This window comes from Novosphingobium sp. YAF33, from assembly GCF_052113265.1.
In the GTDB taxonomy this organism is placed as follows: Bacteria; Pseudomonadota; Alphaproteobacteria; order Sphingomonadales; family Sphingomonadaceae; genus Novosphingobium.
This window is the reverse complement of the sequence record NZ_JBFRCW010000002.1, coordinates 70380-87600: the sequence shown is the minus strand read 5'-3', so window position 1 is coordinate 87600 and position 17221 is coordinate 70380. Positions and strand designations below refer to the sequence as shown.

The window sequence follows — 17221 nt, the reverse complement described above, 5'->3', positions numbered from 1 at the left end:
GGAATTTCGCTAGATTTGGGCGCCTTGTTAGGCACTTATCACCGCATTTCCTCCGCAATTTGCCGCTCGCGATTCTCTTGAATTAGGTCATGTCCGAATGACAACGTTGGTCTTTAGATGAGGGATCAACCGGCTCAAGGCAAGAAAATGCTAGAACTAGAATTAGCATTCTGATAACCGTTGGCACGTTGATGCGCCACGAGGCGTACATAAACGACCTTGGGGAGGATTTTGAATGAAATTTCATTGCGCATTGTTGCTTTCGGTCAGCGCTGTCTCATTTTCCTCCGCCGCTTTCGCGCAGGATGACGGGACGGCGGGAGATCGGGCGGGTTCGGAACCGGTGTCCGCCGACATCCTTGTCACCGCGCAGCGCCGGGCGGAGAGCGTTCAGGATGTGCCCATCCCGGTTACGGTGGTGGGAGCGAGCCAGCTTCAAGCTCAAGGCATTCAGGAAATCAGCGACCTCGGTCGAACTGCATCTTCGCTTAAGCTGGCGGAGCAGCCTGGCGGGTCCGGGGGCGGCGGCTATATTCGCGGCATTGGGACCTTCTCGCGCTCGCGCGCGGCCGAACCTTCCGTGGGCATCGTTGTCGACGGAGTCGTTCAGGGTCTCACAAACGTGCGCAACCTCTCCGACATCGCGCGGGTGGAAGTGCTGCGTGGTCCTCAGGGCACGTTGTTCGGTCAATCGGTCTCGGCGGGCGTCATCAACATGACGACGGTCGCGCCGGATCCCTCACGCTTTTCAGGACGCGTCTCGGTCGATCTCACCGCGGATGATTTCGCCGGTTCGAATTTCGGCAAGCAGGTCCTGCGTGGCGCCGTGAATCTGCCGGTGACGGACAATTCGGCGCTGCGTGTGACCGGTTACGGTGCTTGGACACAAGGGGTCACCGAAAACATCTACAAGGGCAACGACGACTACCGCAAGGAATGGGGTTTCCGGGGGCGATACAAGCTGGAAACGGGGGATTTCACGCTCAACCTTTCGGCGGAGTACAATGACGAGACGCGGGGTAACGGTTATTTCCTGACGGTGCGCGATACGGGTTACGTTCCGCTGACCTATGACGCGTCTACCGGCTATTACGTGCCGGGCGCGTTCGTGAAACAGAGAGCCGGACAAGGCTCCTACGACCGGGTTACAGCTTGCGGGCTCAAGCCGAGCATCAACAACTACGAAACTTGCAGCGATGCCGTCGATCTGCAACGGTACAAAACCCAGGGGTATTCGGGGCAGTTCGATGTCGCGCTCAACGATCTACTGACTTTCACGTCTATTACAGCGTGGCGCAAACTTACCAGCACAACCAACAACGACATCGACAACATTCCTGAGGCACTCGCGCTCACCAGCGTGCAATCAGGTGTCTCTGCAGACTATAACCAGCTGACGCAGGAAGTGCGCTTGTCTTCGGATGCGAAGCGGCCATTTTCCTTCACGGTAGGCGGGTTCTGGTATCGGAACAACGTCTCCAGCATTGCCGGACCAGCTGCTGGGGCCTCTACCAAGATTTACACCCGGAAGGGATCGCTTCCGATCGCGAGCTGCTTTCCGGACTCGACCAGCGCGTTGTGCAATGTCTACATCACCCCCGGCGCATTCAACAATTTCCAGGAATGGCGCACCGAGAACTTTTCCGGATTTGGCGAGGCGCGGTACAACGCGGGCGCCTTCAGCGTTTTTGCCGGTGGCCGCCTCAACTATTCGGATGTGAGCCATCGTGGCCTGGTGGTCAATCTGTCGGCTGGCGGAACCGAGAGAAGCGCCTCTCTGAAGTCCACCGACACCGATTTCTCCTGGCGCAGCGGAGTGGAGTACAAGTCAAATCGGGATCTGCTCCTCTACGGGACCGTCTCGCGCGGATACAAGAACGCTCAGATTGCGCCCATTCAGAACAATGACAATCCCGCCATTGTTTTGCCTGAAATTCCGACCTCTTACGAGGCCGGCGTCAAGTCGACCTGGTTGGGTGGTCGGCTTTTGGCGAACCTCAGCGGATTCTATACGCGCGTGAAGGATTATCAGGGCTCGAAGTGCGCAATCGACGTCAGCCAAGCCACGACCTGCACGCCCTTCAACATTCCCAAGGTCATATCCAAGGGCATCGAAGGCGACCTGTTCGGCCGCATCGGGGATAACCTGCGGATAAACGCGAACTTCATCTACAATGTCGTCAAATATCCTGACGGTTTCTTGGCGCAGGACGGATCGAACCTGGGCGGTATGCAGCTTGCCAACGCCCCCAGATTTTCGGCGTCGGTCTATTCGGACTACAGCTTTGCTCTGACGGATAGCGCCGATGGCTTCGTCGGCTTCGATGTGTCGTACAAGACCAAGGAGCGCCTCTCGGATCTCAGCGCGTCCAGTTATTTTGTTTACGGCGGATATGCGACCGTTGGCGCCCGAATTGGCGCGAAGGTCGACGACCGCTGGCGCGTGGCGCTCTACGTACAGAACCTTTTCAATCACACCGCGCCGCAGCAGTTCTCCGCGCTGGTCAATCAGGATGGCTCGCGTGCGCCGGCCAACGTGTACGGCGTTTTCAATACCTTGGCCGGGCTTCGCCAGGTCGGCCTCCAGGCTTCGATGGACTTCTGAAATGAGCGTGATCGGAGGGTGTTCCCTCCGATCACGCCAAAGCCGGAGATTGAAAATGAGAGGAAAGCTTGCAGCCGCAGCATTGGCGCTTGCGTTGCCTATGGTCACCATGGGGACGGCAGCTGCATCGTCTCCAGGAGAAGCGTCCGAGCGGCCGGTCTGGATTACCCTTGGGACAGGAGGCGGCCCTGTCGTTCGCATGCAGCGGTCTGAACCGGCCAATGTCCTTATCGTGAACGGCACCGCCTATCTCTTCGATGCGGGAGAGGGCGTGGTTCACCGCCTCGCCAATGCTGGAATAGGGCTGGAACAGGTGCGTGCGACATTCATCTCGCACCATCATGTCGATCATGATGCTGGGCTGGCGCCGATGCTTATGCACCGATGGATAAGCGGGCGGGGAGACAGAATGGACCTGATCGGACCGCCAGGCACATCCGCCATGGTTGCCAGCATCGCGTCAGCCAACCGGCCTGCGGAACTCAGCCCGGTCGTTCAGGACGGCCGTCGCCAACCACCGCTTTCTACCATAGTGCAGGCGACCGACTTGCCGCTCGATACACCGCAACCTGTGGAAGTCTATCGCGATGCAAATCTGAAGGTGCTCGCGGCCGTCAATTGCCATTACAATTTTCCTGCCGGTTCAGAAGCGTCATTGAAATCTCGCTCCTATGCATACCGGATCGAAACTGCCGAACGTTCCTATGCTTACACAGGCGATACCGGGCCGTGTCCGGCTATCGAACGTCTGGCGATGGGCGTTGACGTACTCATATCCGAGGTCATGGACCCGATAGCCATGCGCAAGATTGCGGCGCGGCGTGAGGGCGGCAAGGGCCTAATCGCCGATCCGGATGCCTTTATGCGGCACATGGAGGAAGATCACCTGACCCCCGACGAGGTCGGCCAACTGGCTGCCCGTGCAGGTGCGGGCAGCGTTGTCCTGACCCATCTCGTACCCGGCTTTGATGGTGAGCCTTCGAACGACGCATACGAGGCTGGAGTACGAGCGCATTTTTCGGGGAGCGTCACCACAGCTCGTGATCTTGACCGTTTTTGAAGGTGAAAGTCTATGACGTGGTTGCGCTCTAAGCCTCTGATGAAGTCGACATTGCTTGGTGCTGCAGTGTCGCTGCTTGCTGGGCCTGCCGACGCCCAAGCCCCTCTCACCACACAGGCTCCTCCCAGGGCATCTGCGTCGCAACAGGTAGCCCACCGCAACGTACTGTTGCTCATCATGGACGACCAAAATACCGATCTCGGCATTTACGGTGCCCCGGTAAGCACACCCAATGTTGACCACCTCGCCCGCGAGGGCGTGAGGTTCCAACATGCCTACACGCAGTTTCCGATCTGCGGTCCCACGCGCGCTTCGTTTCTGACCGGCCTGCGTCCCAACACAATCGGGCCGGGCGCAGCGTTCGAGCGTTTTCGCTGCACGCTCCCAGACGTCGTGACCCTTCCGCAGTACTTCCGCCAGAATGGCTTCTTCACCGCTCGAGTCGGTAAGGTGTTCCATCAGGGAGTACCGAAGGATATCGGCACCTCTGGTGATGACGATGCGCAGTCGTGGGATCAGGTGGTAAATCCGCGCGGCGTCGACAAGGATCTTGAAGGGCAAGTCCACAATCTGACACCGGGCATACCAGGGCTCGGGCGCGCCAACTCATGGCTGGCCCACAACGCGCCGGACACCGATTTCACAGATGGCAAGGTTGCCGATGGAGCCATCGCGATGCTTCAGGCGAACAAGAGCCGACCGTTTTTCCTGGCTGTGGGCTTCTACCGTCCCCACGTCCCGGAAATCGCTCCTGCAAAGTACTTCGCACAATACCCGCCGAAAGCCATGACGCTGGCGAAGGAAACGCCTGACACGCTTTCCCGAGTTCTGCCCATTGCAACGAATAGCGACATGATGAACCTCGGAATGACCGAGGATCAACAACGTCAGATGGTTGCGGCCTACCACGCGAGCACGAGCTTCGTGGATGCTCAAGTCGGCCGCGTACTTCAAGAATTGAAGCGCCTGGGTCTTGACCGGAACACGGTCGTCGTCCTGATTGGCGATCATGGATACATGCTGGGAGAGCATGGCCAGTGGCAGAAATCGTTGCTCTGGGAAGAAGCGACACGAGTGCCCATGATCGTGCGCGCGCCTGGCGGCAATGTGGGGGGCGTCGCGTCCCAGACCGTCGAGATGCTCGACCTTTATCCCACGATTGCCAGCCTCGCAGGACTTCCGGCCAACCCGAGCAACGAGGGTCGTAGTTTGGTGTCGCTGCTCCAAAATCCGGCGCGGGAAGACTGGCACGGCGCCGCGTTCTCGCAAATCCTTGGAGGACGTTCGATCCGCACTGATCGTTGGCGTTACACGGAGTGGGAAGGCGGGCGCAGCGGCCGGGAACTCTATGATCATGCGCGCGACCTGCGTGAACAGCACAACCTTGCGCAGGATCCGAAATATGCAGGCATCGTCGCGCAGCTCCGCGCCCGGCTGCCGCAGGGAGTGGTCGAGAAGCGTGGCAAGAAGACGCTTTCGGACCCCCAGACACCAAAGCCGCCGTTAGGTCGCTATCCGGTGCCGGAAGGATGCGAGCATCTCGAACGCCTGACCGAATGAAGATCCTCAACCGTCCGATCAACTACAAGACGCCCGTAAGAGAGGCCGCGACATGACTTTCGACAGACGCTCAATCCTTCGCAATGGCGCATTTGGCGCCGCCGCCGCTGCAGCAGGTCCTCTTTCTGCAAAGGCGGCAAAGCCCGGGCCTGGAGAAATGCCCAATTTCCTCTGGTTCACCAGCGAGGATAACTTTCCGATCATCGGTGCTTACGGCGATACTTTGGCAAGAACGCCGACGATCGACATGCTGGCACGAAAGGGGGTTTTGTTCGACAGGGCATATTGCGTTTCGCCGGTTTGCGGGCCGTCGCGGTTTTCCATCCTTACCGGCATGAATCCGGCGGCATGCGGTTCAGCGGAGGACTTCGGTTCGACCGACGAGGTGCTGCCGCGCTCCGTTCGCGGCTATCCGGAGTATTTCAAGGATCTCGGATACTACACAGCCAACAACCAGAAAAAGAACTACAACTCGCAGTTCGATTACGTGATGGACATGTGGGACGAGTCTAGCGAGCAGGCTCATTGGAACAAGCGACGCCCCGGCCAGCCATTCTTTTCGGTATTCAATACGTTCACGACGCACGAAAGCTGCCTTTTCCGGCCCCTCGACGGCAAGGTGACGTCGGACATGGTTGGCCAGAAAATCCCTCCCTATCTACCCGACAGTCCGGGCGTACGCCGTGATTTCACGACTTTCTATAACGCTATGGAGAAGATGGACGGCGAGTTTGCAGCGCGCCTCAAAGAGATCGAGGACGCTGGATTGGCAGACGATACCATCGTCTTCTACTACTCAGATAACGGCGGCATTACCCCTCGAGGCAAGCGCTTCTGTTATGATCTCGGCCTGCGCTGCGCGCTTGTGGTTTATGTCCCTCCCAAGTGGCAGCACCTCTCGCCCTGGAAGCCCGGTACGAAGGTCACGGATCCGGTGACGTTCAACGATCTCATGCCGACGGTCCTCTCGATGGTCGGTACCCCGCCACCCGCCCATGTGCATGGATTGGCTCTTTTTGGTCCGCACCGGGGCGAGCGTCAGAAGTATGCTTTCGGCGGACGCGATCGCATGGACGAGCGATACGATCTAACCCGCACTGTCACCGACACGCGCTTCCGTTACATTCGTAATTACAATCCGCATCGTCCGTGGGGACAGCACGTCGAATTCATGATGCAGGCCGCCGGCTATCGCGACTGGGAAGCCATGCACCTCGAAGGCAAGCTGAATGCCGTTCAGGACCGCTTTTGGGGTGAAAAGCCCTATGAGGAACTGTACGATGTACAGACCGATCCGCACATGGTCGAGAACCTTGCCGATGGTCCTGTGCACCGCGCCAAGCTTGCGGAGCTTCGAAGTGCACTCGATGCGCAGATGCTGGCGATCAACGACAATGGCTTGATACCTGAAGCTTGCAGCGCGGAGGGTTACGTAAACAGCCGGGCTCCGGGGGCTTATCCGATTAGGGAAGCGATGCGGATGGCAGCCTTGGCCGCATCGCGCAGTTCCGATTTGACGCCATTCCTCAATGGGCTTCGCCACGAAAACGAGATCATCCGATATTGGGCAGCAATGGGTTTGCTGATCGCCGGCGAGCATGCGCAGCCACACATGGCAGCCATCAAGGCGGCGATGCTGGGCGATCCATCCGTGGCCACCCGCATTGTTCTTTGCGAGGCTCTTGTCCGCCAATCGAACGATCACGATGCGCTCGTGACGCTGGGAACAATCATCGATGTCGAAGACGATGGCCCGCTGCGCCTTCAGGCACTCGCGGCGATCGAATACTGCGGCGAGAAAGCGCGTCCAATTCTGCCGGCCATTCGTCGATCGGCAAAGGAGGACCATCGCGGAGTGCGCAAGATCGCCCGCCACGTGATCGACAAGCTAGAGGGGACCTACGACCCCCGCAAGATCGTAAAATCGCCTGGTGGCTACATTTTCGCCGATCCCGAGCATGACAGCGCCGAAGGCGCGGGCCGGCTCTACGATTGACGAGGGGGCAGGACCGGGTCTTCCGGCCGGTCCTGCCAGTTCGTCCACGCCGTCGACGTGAAGCGTGCGAATTCCAATCGCCGGAAACGGCCTTAGCGTGGCGGGTGAAGACTGCGCGATCAAAGCAACCAATACCGCTTGGTGACCGGCATTTTTGGTTGTGCGCGACGTACCCGCAATCAAGGCACATGGCAGGCCGAGCCGACTAATGTCGCCTTTTAGGCTAGAAGCTGACCTTTGAGGTATCTCATTTTCATGTCCGCTAAGTCCCACAACGCGGCGTTTGGCGCCCAGCAAAACCGACCCTTGTCAGTCGTTCAGCGGTCGAATTTCCGCTCCCAGCTGCTGTCGGTCCGCTTACCCGTCCTAGACGTCCTCCCGACAAGGCGACTGCGAAGACTGCGCCGTTTCCAGATCAGCGCCCGAACGGGGCATGCCGCCGCCACCATGAATAGCGTCGTTGCAGCGCTGCGATTCTTCTTCCTGCACACACTGGACCGACCAGATCTCTCCCGCCGGCTCGATTGTGAGAAGGTCTTGAGCAAATTGCCGGTTGTGCTGAGCCGCGGGGAAGTCGCGCGTCTGCTGCTGGCCACGACATGCCTCACGCATCATGCCGCGCCAGCGACGTCACTGATGCGCTCGACATAGTGTTGAAAGCGTCAGGATACGCACAAGCCCGAATGCAGCACAAGCCACAGCTGCTGTCAGACAAGGTTCCGAGTTTCATCCCCGATTAAGGGGCCACTATCTTGCAAGAAGGGCAACGCGGTATCAGTTCGGACTGTGTCAATCCGACAGCTTGTTGATGTCCTTGGCGAGTACGGGCAGCACGCGGCTGCACTCGGTTTCCATTTCAATTTCATGATCTCCGCTCAAAGCAATGAAGCGGACAACCAGGAAGCACCTCGAGTTAAGGTCGAGAAGGTTGCTGCGGATTCGCTCCACATTGTAGGGACGTTCGAAGTTTATTCGTCCGGACACAGTGTGGATTTCGTTGAGCTTAACGTTTCTGAAGTCGTTACTGTTTTCGGCTTTGGCAAAGACGATGGGGTAAGAAATCTCACCGGTTTGCCTGAAGAGGCGGGAATTACGGACAAAAAACGTCGCATCTCTCAGGACTGCGGTCTCTGCACCCTTGTTGATTAGGCTGAAATCGAGCGTTCCATCTTCATTCGCTCCGACGAACCCGGCGCTAGTCTGTGCCTCGCGAGGAAGTAGAGCATTCGTTATTACGGGCAATGCAGCGGTAATGATTGACAGCAGAGCAATGACCAGACTCAAGGTGGTGGTGCTCAAATCCTTGAACCGCACCCTCGTCCGGCGCGTGTAAGAGCACTTCGTACACTTGGTGGCGAGGACAGGCATGTCGAGGCGGCATTCTGGACACGGTTGCATGATCGGCAAGCTCCCATCCCCCGCAAGCCACTGATTTCGCCACTCGTCACCGTTCATTTTTCTCAACTCTCCACTCTATCCGATCCCGACCAATTATCGCCGTTCAGTCATCAATTTTCGAAGCTCAGGTCCGGACGTTCCGCTTTTCGATTGTTGTCGGTCGCGCCCTCTGCGACGGTAGGCACACCATCACTTAGGCGTGTCATCATTTTCGACCTTGGCCTGCCCCGCGAGTTTAGCGTCGATCGCTTCCAGCGCTTTGATGAAGCGCTCGTGCGCCAATTGCGCCTTCGGCATCAGCTTGGGGCTGATACCCCCAGCGGCGAGAATCTCGGCGCGAACCTCCATCAGCTTTTGAGCCTTCTTAATCGCATTGATCGCAACCGGGTCTTTGGAAATCGAGGCGTAGCGGGTCGGTAGCCCAAACCGAGGATGGGTACCAATCGCCTCTTCATCAGGCACGAACACTAAGCGCAGTTCCCCATCAACCGTGGGGGTAACGTCGCGCCAGGCGCCGTCCTGTTCCTCCCAGATCGCGTGGTGCTCTGCCTCCAACCACACGCCAGGCTTTTCCCAAATGACCCACCCCATGATCGCCTTGCCGCCATGGGCGCGTATCGCCCGATCGACGTTATCGAAGCACTCGGTCTTCACGCTTCCCTCCAGGGGCTCCACCTCGATCCACTCGGGCACGCCCTTGAGCGCAATGCGAGCGAAGCGGATGACTTGGTCGTCGATTTGAGCGGGAGCGATCGGTTTCATGGTCGCGCATCTATGCCCCCCTCACATTTCCAGCAAGACGCACTCGCCAGATTGGAAGGGTGCCTGGCAGCCCGATCAAATCTCGAGGGCTTGCTGCCGGGCTCGCCGTTCCGTGCCAGACCCTTTGTTGCCGTTCAGACGCGAAAATCCGAAGCCAATCTGCGGACGGTACGTATGCGGCGCGTGTCGGCTAAAGCCAGCCCATCTCATAACCGGCAGCGAATGTTGACCTCTGGATGGGGTGATCGATTGGGTCATGGCAAATGGACCAAGGCCTTCGGCTTCAGCTCCGTGGCTCACGAGACTGGACAGCTTCGGCCAGCGTGAAAACGCGTAAACGTCATAAGTGTTTTTTAGCTAACGCAAAGCAGGCAGAGGCGGGATTGATTTCACCAGCGATCGGCCCAGCAATGGCGAAAACCCCGGAATTCGACGCAAATTCAAGAATGTCGCTTCATAGTCTGCTCACAAACTGTCCCAAAATGAGCAAAGCTGTTGTTAACTAACATTTAGCAATTGCTTACGCTGCTTAGGTTTTCTAAGCCCCCGACGGCGCCCGGTGCGGGGCGTACTGATGTGGACGACAGGGGCTAATCTTGCAGTTCACACATTAAGCGGGGGCTTGATGATGATTGACTATTCATGGCGGCTGTCGCTTGCCGCCATCAAGGCCGGCAGCGTACTGCTTGCCGCGTTGCTCATCATCGAGCCAGCAATGGCTGCCACGGAGTCCGTGGCGATCGATGTCGTTGCCCGCATCAAGGAACGGTGCGGCTTCGCCGACAACGGCCCAGCCAGCATCACCGCACCGCGCGATCTCGAAGGCGCCGCCAACTTCGCTCTAGCAGTCGGGCTCGACTGCAACACACCTTATGCCCTGGGCGTAACGTCGCAGCGCGGCGCGCTGACGAATGTCGATGCGAACGACGACGGCTCGGGCTTTTCCTTCAGCAAGCGCTACCGGGTTTCGGTCATGCTCGAAACCGACAAGGGCGCCGTTCGCAGCGCGCCCTGTGCGTCCGACGAGATGGCGGATGGCGGACGGTGCGCTTTCGCAAGCCTCGTTCCCGGACGCGGCCTCAAGTCCGGCGCCGGCATCAGTGTCGGTCGCAATGCCGTGATCTCGATCGACTGGGCGGCGCAAGCTCTTAACCAGCCCCGCCTTGCGGCGGGCCGCTACAAAGACACCCTCATTCTGGTGGTTGGGCCACGCGCATAATTGCAGTCCACCCACACGGAGGGCGGAGCGTTGGGTCGACGCTTCGCTCAACCATCGGCCGCCTGTCCCGGTAGCCGGTGCAAGTCGCAAGACCCGCGAAAGCGGTCTTCAATTCTCCGACGCGTTCCTGCGTCAAGATACTCAAGGAGTTGAATATGAAGCGTTCGATCCTCGCCGCCAGCGCGGCAGCCGTTTTCGCAGTCGCCGCCGGTTCGGCTAACGCCGCCGATACGCGCATCGACATCAATGCGCAGGTCGACAGCAAGTGCGGCATCTCTTCGCAGGCTTCGTCGATCACCCTGGGCGATCTCACCGATGCCAATGCCAAGGTCCGTTCGACCGTTACCGAAGAAATCGCCCAGAAGCTGACCGACGCGCGCGTCGTTGCCTTCTGCAACAACGGCGGCAGCAACGTCCGCGTCGCCCGCGCCGTGCTCGCCCTTGACGGCGCTTCCGGCACCGGCCTCGCCCAGGGCGATTTCGCCCAGTTCATCCGTTACAACCTCGACACCTCGATCAACGGCCTGGCCCTCGACTCGACCTCGACCGACGGTGGCTCGACCGTAGCTCAGCGCTTCGGCGGCCACGACAGCCTCAGCTCGGCCGCTACCCGCGTCCAGTTCGTCAAGGCTGCCAGCCAGGGCGCCGCTGTCGCCTCCTCGAGCGGCTCCAGCCGCACCGCCACCAACTGGTCGTCGCTGACCGATCGTCGGCTGGCTGCTGGTAACTACTCGGGTTACGTCTCGATCGAGCTGACCCCGGCTGCCTGATGTTGCTCGGAGGCGGACGCTTGCGTCCGCCTCCGGCTTCTCCTGCCCCTACCCTTGCCCCTGCTTCCCGAGACCTGCTCATGACCACGCCTCTTGCCCGGCGCGCATTGCGCCCGCTGCTGTCGTTCCTCGCACTGATGGCGACCACCGGCCCCAGCCTGGCTTTGAACGTGCAGCCCGTCGTGGTCGACCTCCAGACGGCAGGTCGCCGGACTTCGGCCATCGTCACGTTGCAAAATACCTTCCCCGACACCGTGCCCGTTGAAGTGACGGTCCACCCAGTCAATGTCGTGAATGGGGAACTGCGCGAAGCTGAGGACGTCGAAAGCGACGATGTCCTCGTGTTTCCCAGCCAAGCGACCCTTGGCGGTAACCAGTCCCAGGCGTTCCGCGTCCAGTGGATCGGTCAGCCGCTGGAAGGTGAAAGCCGTCACTTCTATGTGACCATCGCCCAGCTTCCGGTTGCCATGCCGGAAAGCCAGAACGCGATTCAGGTCCTCCACCGCTTCAAGGTGCTCGTCAGCGTCGGGACGAACGGCGATGTGCCTTCGCTCAAGATCGTCGAGGCCAAGGTCGGCACCGATGCGGGCGGGAAGCCGCAGCCGGTCATCACGATCGCCAACGATGGTGCCAATTACGGCTACGTCGCCACCAACCGCATGACCCTGATCGAGCGGCGCGGGGACGGTTCCGAGGCTTATCGCAAGACTTTCGAACCCGAAGAGATCCGCGAGAGCATGGGCCTCGGACTGGTACCTTCTAAAGCCAGTCGAATTTTTCCCATCAACGTCGAACTCCCGGATGCCGGCGGCACCCTTTCGGTCGAACTGAATTCAGCCGGAAGCAAATGACGCCGTGGCGAACCGCCGTTCCCTCTATCTCCTGGGCCTTGCGGGCCTGGCGCCGGGATTGACGCTGTTCGGGTCACTCGCTGCCTATGCGCAGACGAATGTGCCCTCGCTGGCCGAAAAGCCGACCACGCCGGGCGAACACCCCGCCGTTTCCCCAGAGCGTCTCAACCGAACCGGGCGCGACATCCCGATGGGAGGGCCGCTGTCCGACAATGGCTTCGTCCTGGGCGAGGTGTCCTACACGCTGACCGCTGACGACCGCATTCTAGTCGACACCAAAGAACTGCTTGCCCTGCTGCGCGGCGTTCTCTCCACCGACGCGTGGACAAGGGTTGCAGCCGGCATCGAGAGCAAGGCTGCAATCTCTACCGGCGACATGCAGGCGCTAGGCATTGGTCTCGCTTACGACCAGGCCAGCCTCGGCCTGCTGATGACGCTGGACCCCGCCCTTCGCGTGCGACAATCGATTCGCGTCATGGGCTACGACCCCGTGGCAGGACCGATCCAGTCTGCTGAAGATGTTTCTGCCTATCTCACCGCCTTCGTTAACAGCGACTACGTGCACAAGGGGAGCCGGACCGGGTTCCAGACCCCGAACATCGTCTTCGATAGCGCAGTGCGAGTCAGCGGTTTCGTGCTCGAGAACGAAGGCAGTATCCAGGACAGCTTCCGGCGTGAAGGCACCCGCATCGTCTATGACGATGCGCGAGGCACCGCCCGATATACCGCAGGCGATCTGGAACCGGTATCGCGCGGGTTTTCCGGATCCAGCCCGATGGCTGGCCTCTCGCTTTCGCGGGTCTATGCCGACCTCGATCCGCAGCGCAACATCCAGCCGCGCGGTCAAAGGTCGTTCACCCTTACCCGTGCCTCCACGGTGGAAACGATCGTCAACGGGCAATCGGTGCAGGTGACCCGGCTCAATCCGGGCACTTACGACATCGGCGACTTTCCCTTCGCGCAAGGGTCCAACGACGTGAGGCTGATCGTCCGTGACGACAGCGGCCGCGAGAACGTGATCTCGTTTTCCATCAATTTCGATCGGACCCTGCTTGCTGCCGGCCTCAGCGAGTTCGGGCTCTATGGCGGCGTGAAAGCGCCGTTCGGTACTGGCGGCCGCCGCTACAGCGACGATCCGATCGCTTCCGGCTTCTATCGCCATGGCCTGACCGAGGAATTGACGGTCGGAGGAAACTTCCAGCTTCAGCGCCGGGGCGGCGTAGGCGGCGCCGAGGTTGTCTGGGCCTCGCCCGTCGGCACCCTGGCCTTCAACCTCGCCGGCTCGCATAACAAAGACGTCGGCAGCGGTTATGCCGTCAATGTCGGCTACGAGCTTTCGCGCGTTGGCACTGGCGGCAACGCCCGCTCGCTGACAGCTTCCATCCAGGCGACCAGCAGGAACTTCTCGCTGCCGGACAGCCTTTCCGCCAGCAACCCCTACGCTCTGGATCTGGGCGCAACGTACTCCCAATCCCTCGGCGCCGACCACTATTTCAGCCTCGACGGGTTCTATTCGGTTGCTCGCGGCGATCGGAAGGATGTGTCCACCGCCCGCGCCACGTACGGGTGGCGGCCCAACCAGCGTCTGCTGCTGACGGCGGAAGCATCCTACCAGAGCAGCGAACGAAGGTCCGGCCCGGGCGCCCGGGTTTCGCTGATCTACCGCTTCGACCGGAGCTCGAGCGTCACCGCCGATCTCGATAGCCAGCGTGAGCGTGCCCGCCTCAGTTACCAGCGCTCCAGCGGCACCGGTGTCGGATCCTACAATGCCTCGGCAAACATCGACCGGGTCGAGGATTCGGTAGGCGTCAATGCCGCTGCGAACGTGCTCCTCAACCGAGCGGAACTCGGCGCGGCCCACAACACATCGTTCTCGAACAGCGGCGCGATCATCGACCAGCGCACATCGCTGCGCACGGCCTTCTCGGTGGCCTATGCTGGCGGCAGTGTCGCCCTGTCCCGCCCGATCTACGACAGTTTCGCAATCGTGAAGCCCCATGCCTCACTGGAAGGCAAGTCCGTCTACATCGATCCCCGCAAGGACGAATATGTCGCCAGGTCCGGCACGTTCGGCGGCGCGGTCATGTCGCAGTTGACGTCCTATTCGCCCCGGCTTCTGACCTATGACGTGCCCGATGCGCCAGCCGGCTACGATATCGGATCGGGCATCGTCCAGTTCAGGCCGCCCTATCGCTCAGGCCATCTGGTAGAGATTGGGTCAGACTACTTCGTCACTTATACCGGCCAATTGCTGCTGCCGAGCGGCGCGCCGCTCGAGCTGGTGGGCGGGAACGCTTTCGAACTCGCGGCGCCTGATCGCAAGCCGGTACAGATGTTTACCAACCGCCGCGGCCAATTCGCTGTGCAAGGTCTGCGTCCAGGCAAATGGCGCATCGAGATGCCCATGAACGATGGCAAGCTCGTCTACATGATCGACGTGACGACAACCGAAGCCGCATTGCAGCGCGGCGGTGCATTGAAGCCCGAGGGAACCCCATGAAGATCGCCGCCACGCTCCTGACCTGCGCCGTCCTCACCTTGGTCCTGCCTGGGGCGGCCAAGGCCAACTGCGCTGATTTCCGCGCCTCCGCGAGCGAACTCACCCTCGACTACGATCCGTTCAATCCGGCCGAAATCGAGCGGAACTTCACCATTCACGTCCGGCGTCTGGATCCGCGCGTCACAGCCGTGCGGCTCGTGCTTGCCAATCCCGGCGCGATCAACCGCGGGGCGGCTCTGGGCCGGAGGGATTCGATACGCTACGATATCCGCTGGGTGCGGGATGCTGGCCGCATGGTCTTGGTTTCCGGCGCGGAACAGCCCAATCCGACCAACGGGGCGGTCGTTCAATTCGGTGCCGGCGCCAGCGGGGACAACGTCAACGAAAGTTTCCGCATCCAGGTACCGGCCGGTCAGGGAATCGTCGCCGGAAACTATTATCAGCCGCTCGAGCTTCGGTTCGTATGCCTTGCCGGCCGCGACGAACTTGATCGCGGCATGCAGCTTGGCAGTCAGGTCGCCGTCGATTTGACTGTGCCGGAACGTATCGCAACGTTCGTCGGATCGATGGGTACGCAGCGCGGCCGTATTGATTTCGGAGATGTGGACGGCTCCAGCGGCAACGTCGTCCGCGGTCTCACGGTGACCGCCCAGTCAACAGTGCCTTACGAAATCCGGGTGGACAAGGAGCGCGGCACCATGAAGCGCTTTGCCGGAGATGACGCCGCTCTTCCCTACGCGCTGAAGGTGTCGGGTTTCCCGGTGACCGACCGCTCGATGATCGCTTGCAGCCAGACGCCGGCTCCGGGTGGCCGAAGCCATGGCGTGCAGGTGGAACTTGCCGGAAACGATCTGCATCGCCTTCCGGCAGGTCAGTATGCGGACGTGGTCACCCTCACGTTCTCACCCCGCCTTGGGCTTTCGGGCGGCGAGGGATGCTCGTCGGTCCGCCCCTGATAGGCCTTGCAGCTTAAAACACTGCGCCCTTGGGTTCGGCTTCGAGACTGAAGTCCATATCCACGGCCGGCGCCTGGTTCAGGACAAGCCGGAGCTGGCGCTCCCGATAGGCGGGGGTGCGATTATCGACGATCACCGTGTGCGTCTGCGTCGGTGAGAGCGGTACACGAACGCCGCCGACATCCACCCAGGCATCCACCAGTCCGGCAGGATGGTTGAGCGTGATCTTGTAGCCGGCGAGGCTATTGCACAGTTCACGCATCGTTCCGAGATCGTTGGCACCGGTTTGGATGGCATGCGCGGGCGGTGCGGAGATGCTGACCTGACAGACCGTAGGTACGCGGCCGGTCACGGCAATCGAAGCGCCGTCGTAGGCGGTGGCGGAAGCTGCGGGAAAAAGCAGCAAAACTCCCACCAACGCGCAACGTTTCATTCCAGACGTGAGCATATTACCCTCCTGCTGAAATCGACAATCGCGTGCCGAACTGAAATCGACGTAAAGCGGCTTAGTTAACAAGTCCTTTTGATCATCAAGTTCGCATCAGGGGCAACCTTGGCCATCCGTTCAACACAAAGTCCTGCGAAAGCTGCGCTCCGAGCCAGGAGCATCCTAACGCTCGTATAAACACGTTGGCACGACAGGCGTTGCTAAGAGCTTGACGGCGGCATCTCAGCACTTGCTTCGCCTTCTTCCTCCACTCGGTCATCGCGGCGGCCAGATGGAGCTTACAGTTGGCCCCTTTTCGACCGTCGCTGAATGCGGTCGGCAACGGCAAAACGTCCGCTGAAGGTCGTCAACGGGCGCAGAGGCGCCGCCGCCGTGTAGGGCCTGGCTCCTTGCAACGGCAAGGAGCCAGGCAATCTCAGATTTCAGTGCCCTCTGCGAGCGTCAAAGCATCCTCCACGTCCACGCCCAGGTATCTGACCGTGCTTTCAATCTTCGTGTGCCCAAGCAAAATCTGGACGGCCCGGAGATTTCCAGTCGCCTTGTAGATGATCGATGCCTTGGTTCGGCGCAAAGAGTGAGTGCCGTAATCTTCGCCGGGCAAGCCGATACCGGTAACCCATTCATCGACAAGGCGAGCATATTGTCGGGTGCTTATGTGGGCTGCGTGATCGGTGCGGCTAGGAAATGCAAAGTCCTCCAAGGATCCACCTCGAAGCTCGAGCCATTTGAGTAGGCTGGCGCGAGCATCGGTCATCAGTTCAAACTGAACTGGCCGGCCGGTCTTCTGTTGTACGACGGTAGCCCGTGTTCGAATTTTCCGATCGCAAACGATGTCACTGATCCGGATTTTCACCAGATCGCATCCGCGAAGCTTGCTGTCGATGGCGAGGTCAAAGAGGGCCCGGTCGCGGACCCGCCCATGCTGGTCGAGAAAAAACCGGATCGCCCATATCTGACGGGGTTTGAGCGCTCGCTTTGCTCCAACTTTACGCCCCGCGTTCCACGACACCCGCTCGCGAGCAGCGGGATCAAACTCTGATAATCCCATGACGCATCTCCTGCGGCCCTGACGGCCATAGGTAGAACGCTTCAGAGA

The 17221-nt window shown here is 60.1% G+C and carries 13 protein-coding genes; 9 read left to right on the top strand and 4 right to left on the bottom strand.

Annotated elements, in window-relative coordinates:
* Positions 1 to 235: 235 nt before the first annotated feature.
* The 4 genes from AB4Z00_RS04740 (at position 236) to AB4Z00_RS04725 (ending at position 7221) form a co-directional block, all read left to right on the top strand.
* Positions 236 to 2605, top strand: a complete 2370-nt coding sequence (locus AB4Z00_RS04740; protein ID WP_442045126.1) for a TonB-dependent receptor — start codon at positions 236 to 238, stop codon at positions 2603 to 2605.
* Positions 2606 to 2660: 55 nt separating this feature from the next.
* Positions 2661 to 3665 carry an MBL fold metallo-hydrolase gene (locus AB4Z00_RS04735; RefSeq protein ID WP_442045125.1) on the top strand — a complete coding sequence of 335 codons (1005 nt, stop codon included), beginning with the start codon at positions 2661 to 2663 and terminating at the stop codon, positions 3663 to 3665.
* A 168-nt stretch (positions 3666 to 3833) separates the two neighbouring features.
* The gene (locus tag AB4Z00_RS04730) at positions 3834 to 5225 is read left to right on the top strand and encodes a sulfatase (RefSeq protein WP_442045124.1); all 1392 of its coding nucleotides are present in this window, start codon (positions 3834 to 3836) and stop codon (positions 5223 to 5225) included.
* A gap of 52 nt (positions 5226 to 5277) precedes the next feature.
* Positions 5278 to 7221 carry a sulfatase-like hydrolase/transferase gene (locus AB4Z00_RS04725; RefSeq protein WP_134095425.1) on the top strand — a complete coding sequence of 648 codons (1944 nt, stop codon included), beginning with the start codon at positions 5278 to 5280 and terminating at the stop codon, positions 7219 to 7221.
* A 789-nt stretch (positions 7222 to 8010) separates the two neighbouring features.
* On the opposite strand, the gene AB4Z00_RS04720 is transcribed toward AB4Z00_RS04725, so the two are convergent.
* Together AB4Z00_RS04720 and AB4Z00_RS04715 are read right to left on the bottom strand one after the other, a co-directional pair.
* A complete protein-coding gene (locus tag AB4Z00_RS04720; RefSeq protein ID WP_442045123.1) occupies positions 8011 to 8520 on the bottom strand; it encodes a hypothetical protein in 510 nt (169 codons plus the stop codon).
* 288 nt (positions 8521 to 8808) lie between these two features.
* Positions 8809 to 9381: a hypothetical protein gene (locus tag AB4Z00_RS04715; protein WP_442045122.1), complete on the bottom strand. Its 573-nt coding sequence runs from the start codon at positions 9379 to 9381 to the stop codon at positions 8809 to 8811.
* A gap of 628 nt (positions 9382 to 10009) precedes the next feature.
* Between AB4Z00_RS04715 and AB4Z00_RS04710 the strand changes: the two genes are divergently transcribed.
* The 5 genes from AB4Z00_RS04710 (at position 10010) to AB4Z00_RS04690 (ending at position 15677) form a co-directional block, all read left to right on the top strand.
* Positions 10010 to 10600, top strand: coding sequence for a hypothetical protein (locus AB4Z00_RS04710; RefSeq protein WP_442045121.1), 591 nt, complete (start codon positions 10010 to 10012; stop codon positions 10598 to 10600).
* A 155-nt stretch (positions 10601 to 10755) separates the two neighbouring features.
* Positions 10756 to 11370: a hypothetical protein gene (locus AB4Z00_RS04705; RefSeq protein ID WP_134096074.1), complete on the top strand. Its 615-nt coding sequence runs from the start codon at positions 10756 to 10758 to the stop codon at positions 11368 to 11370.
* Between the two features lie 80 nt (positions 11371 to 11450).
* Entirely contained in the window at positions 11451 to 12221 is a 771-nt protein-coding gene (locus tag AB4Z00_RS04700) for a hypothetical protein (RefSeq protein ID WP_442045120.1), read from the top strand.
* Between the two features lie 4 nt (positions 12222 to 12225).
* A complete protein-coding gene (locus tag AB4Z00_RS04695; RefSeq protein WP_442045119.1) occupies positions 12226 to 14721 on the top strand; it encodes a fimbria/pilus outer membrane usher protein in 2496 nt (831 codons plus the stop codon).
* The gene (locus tag AB4Z00_RS04690) at positions 14718 to 15677 is read left to right on the top strand and encodes a hypothetical protein (RefSeq protein WP_442045118.1); all 960 of its coding nucleotides are present in this window, start codon (positions 14718 to 14720) and stop codon (positions 15675 to 15677) included. The genes AB4Z00_RS04695 and AB4Z00_RS04690 overlap by 4 nt, the downstream gene beginning before the upstream one ends.
* Before the next feature lie 13 nt (positions 15678 to 15690).
* Here the strand turns inward: AB4Z00_RS04690 and AB4Z00_RS04685 are convergent, their stop codons facing one another.
* Positions 15691 to 16125: a hypothetical protein gene (locus tag AB4Z00_RS04685; RefSeq protein WP_442045117.1), complete on the bottom strand. Its 435-nt coding sequence runs from the start codon at positions 16123 to 16125 to the stop codon at positions 15691 to 15693.
* A gap of 415 nt (positions 16126 to 16540) precedes the next feature.
* On the bottom strand, positions 16541 to 17173 hold the full coding sequence (locus AB4Z00_RS04680) for a tyrosine-type recombinase/integrase (RefSeq protein ID WP_134096069.1): 633 nt from the start codon (positions 17171 to 17173) through the stop codon (positions 16541 to 16543).
* Positions 17174 to 17221: the final 48 nt, after the last annotated feature.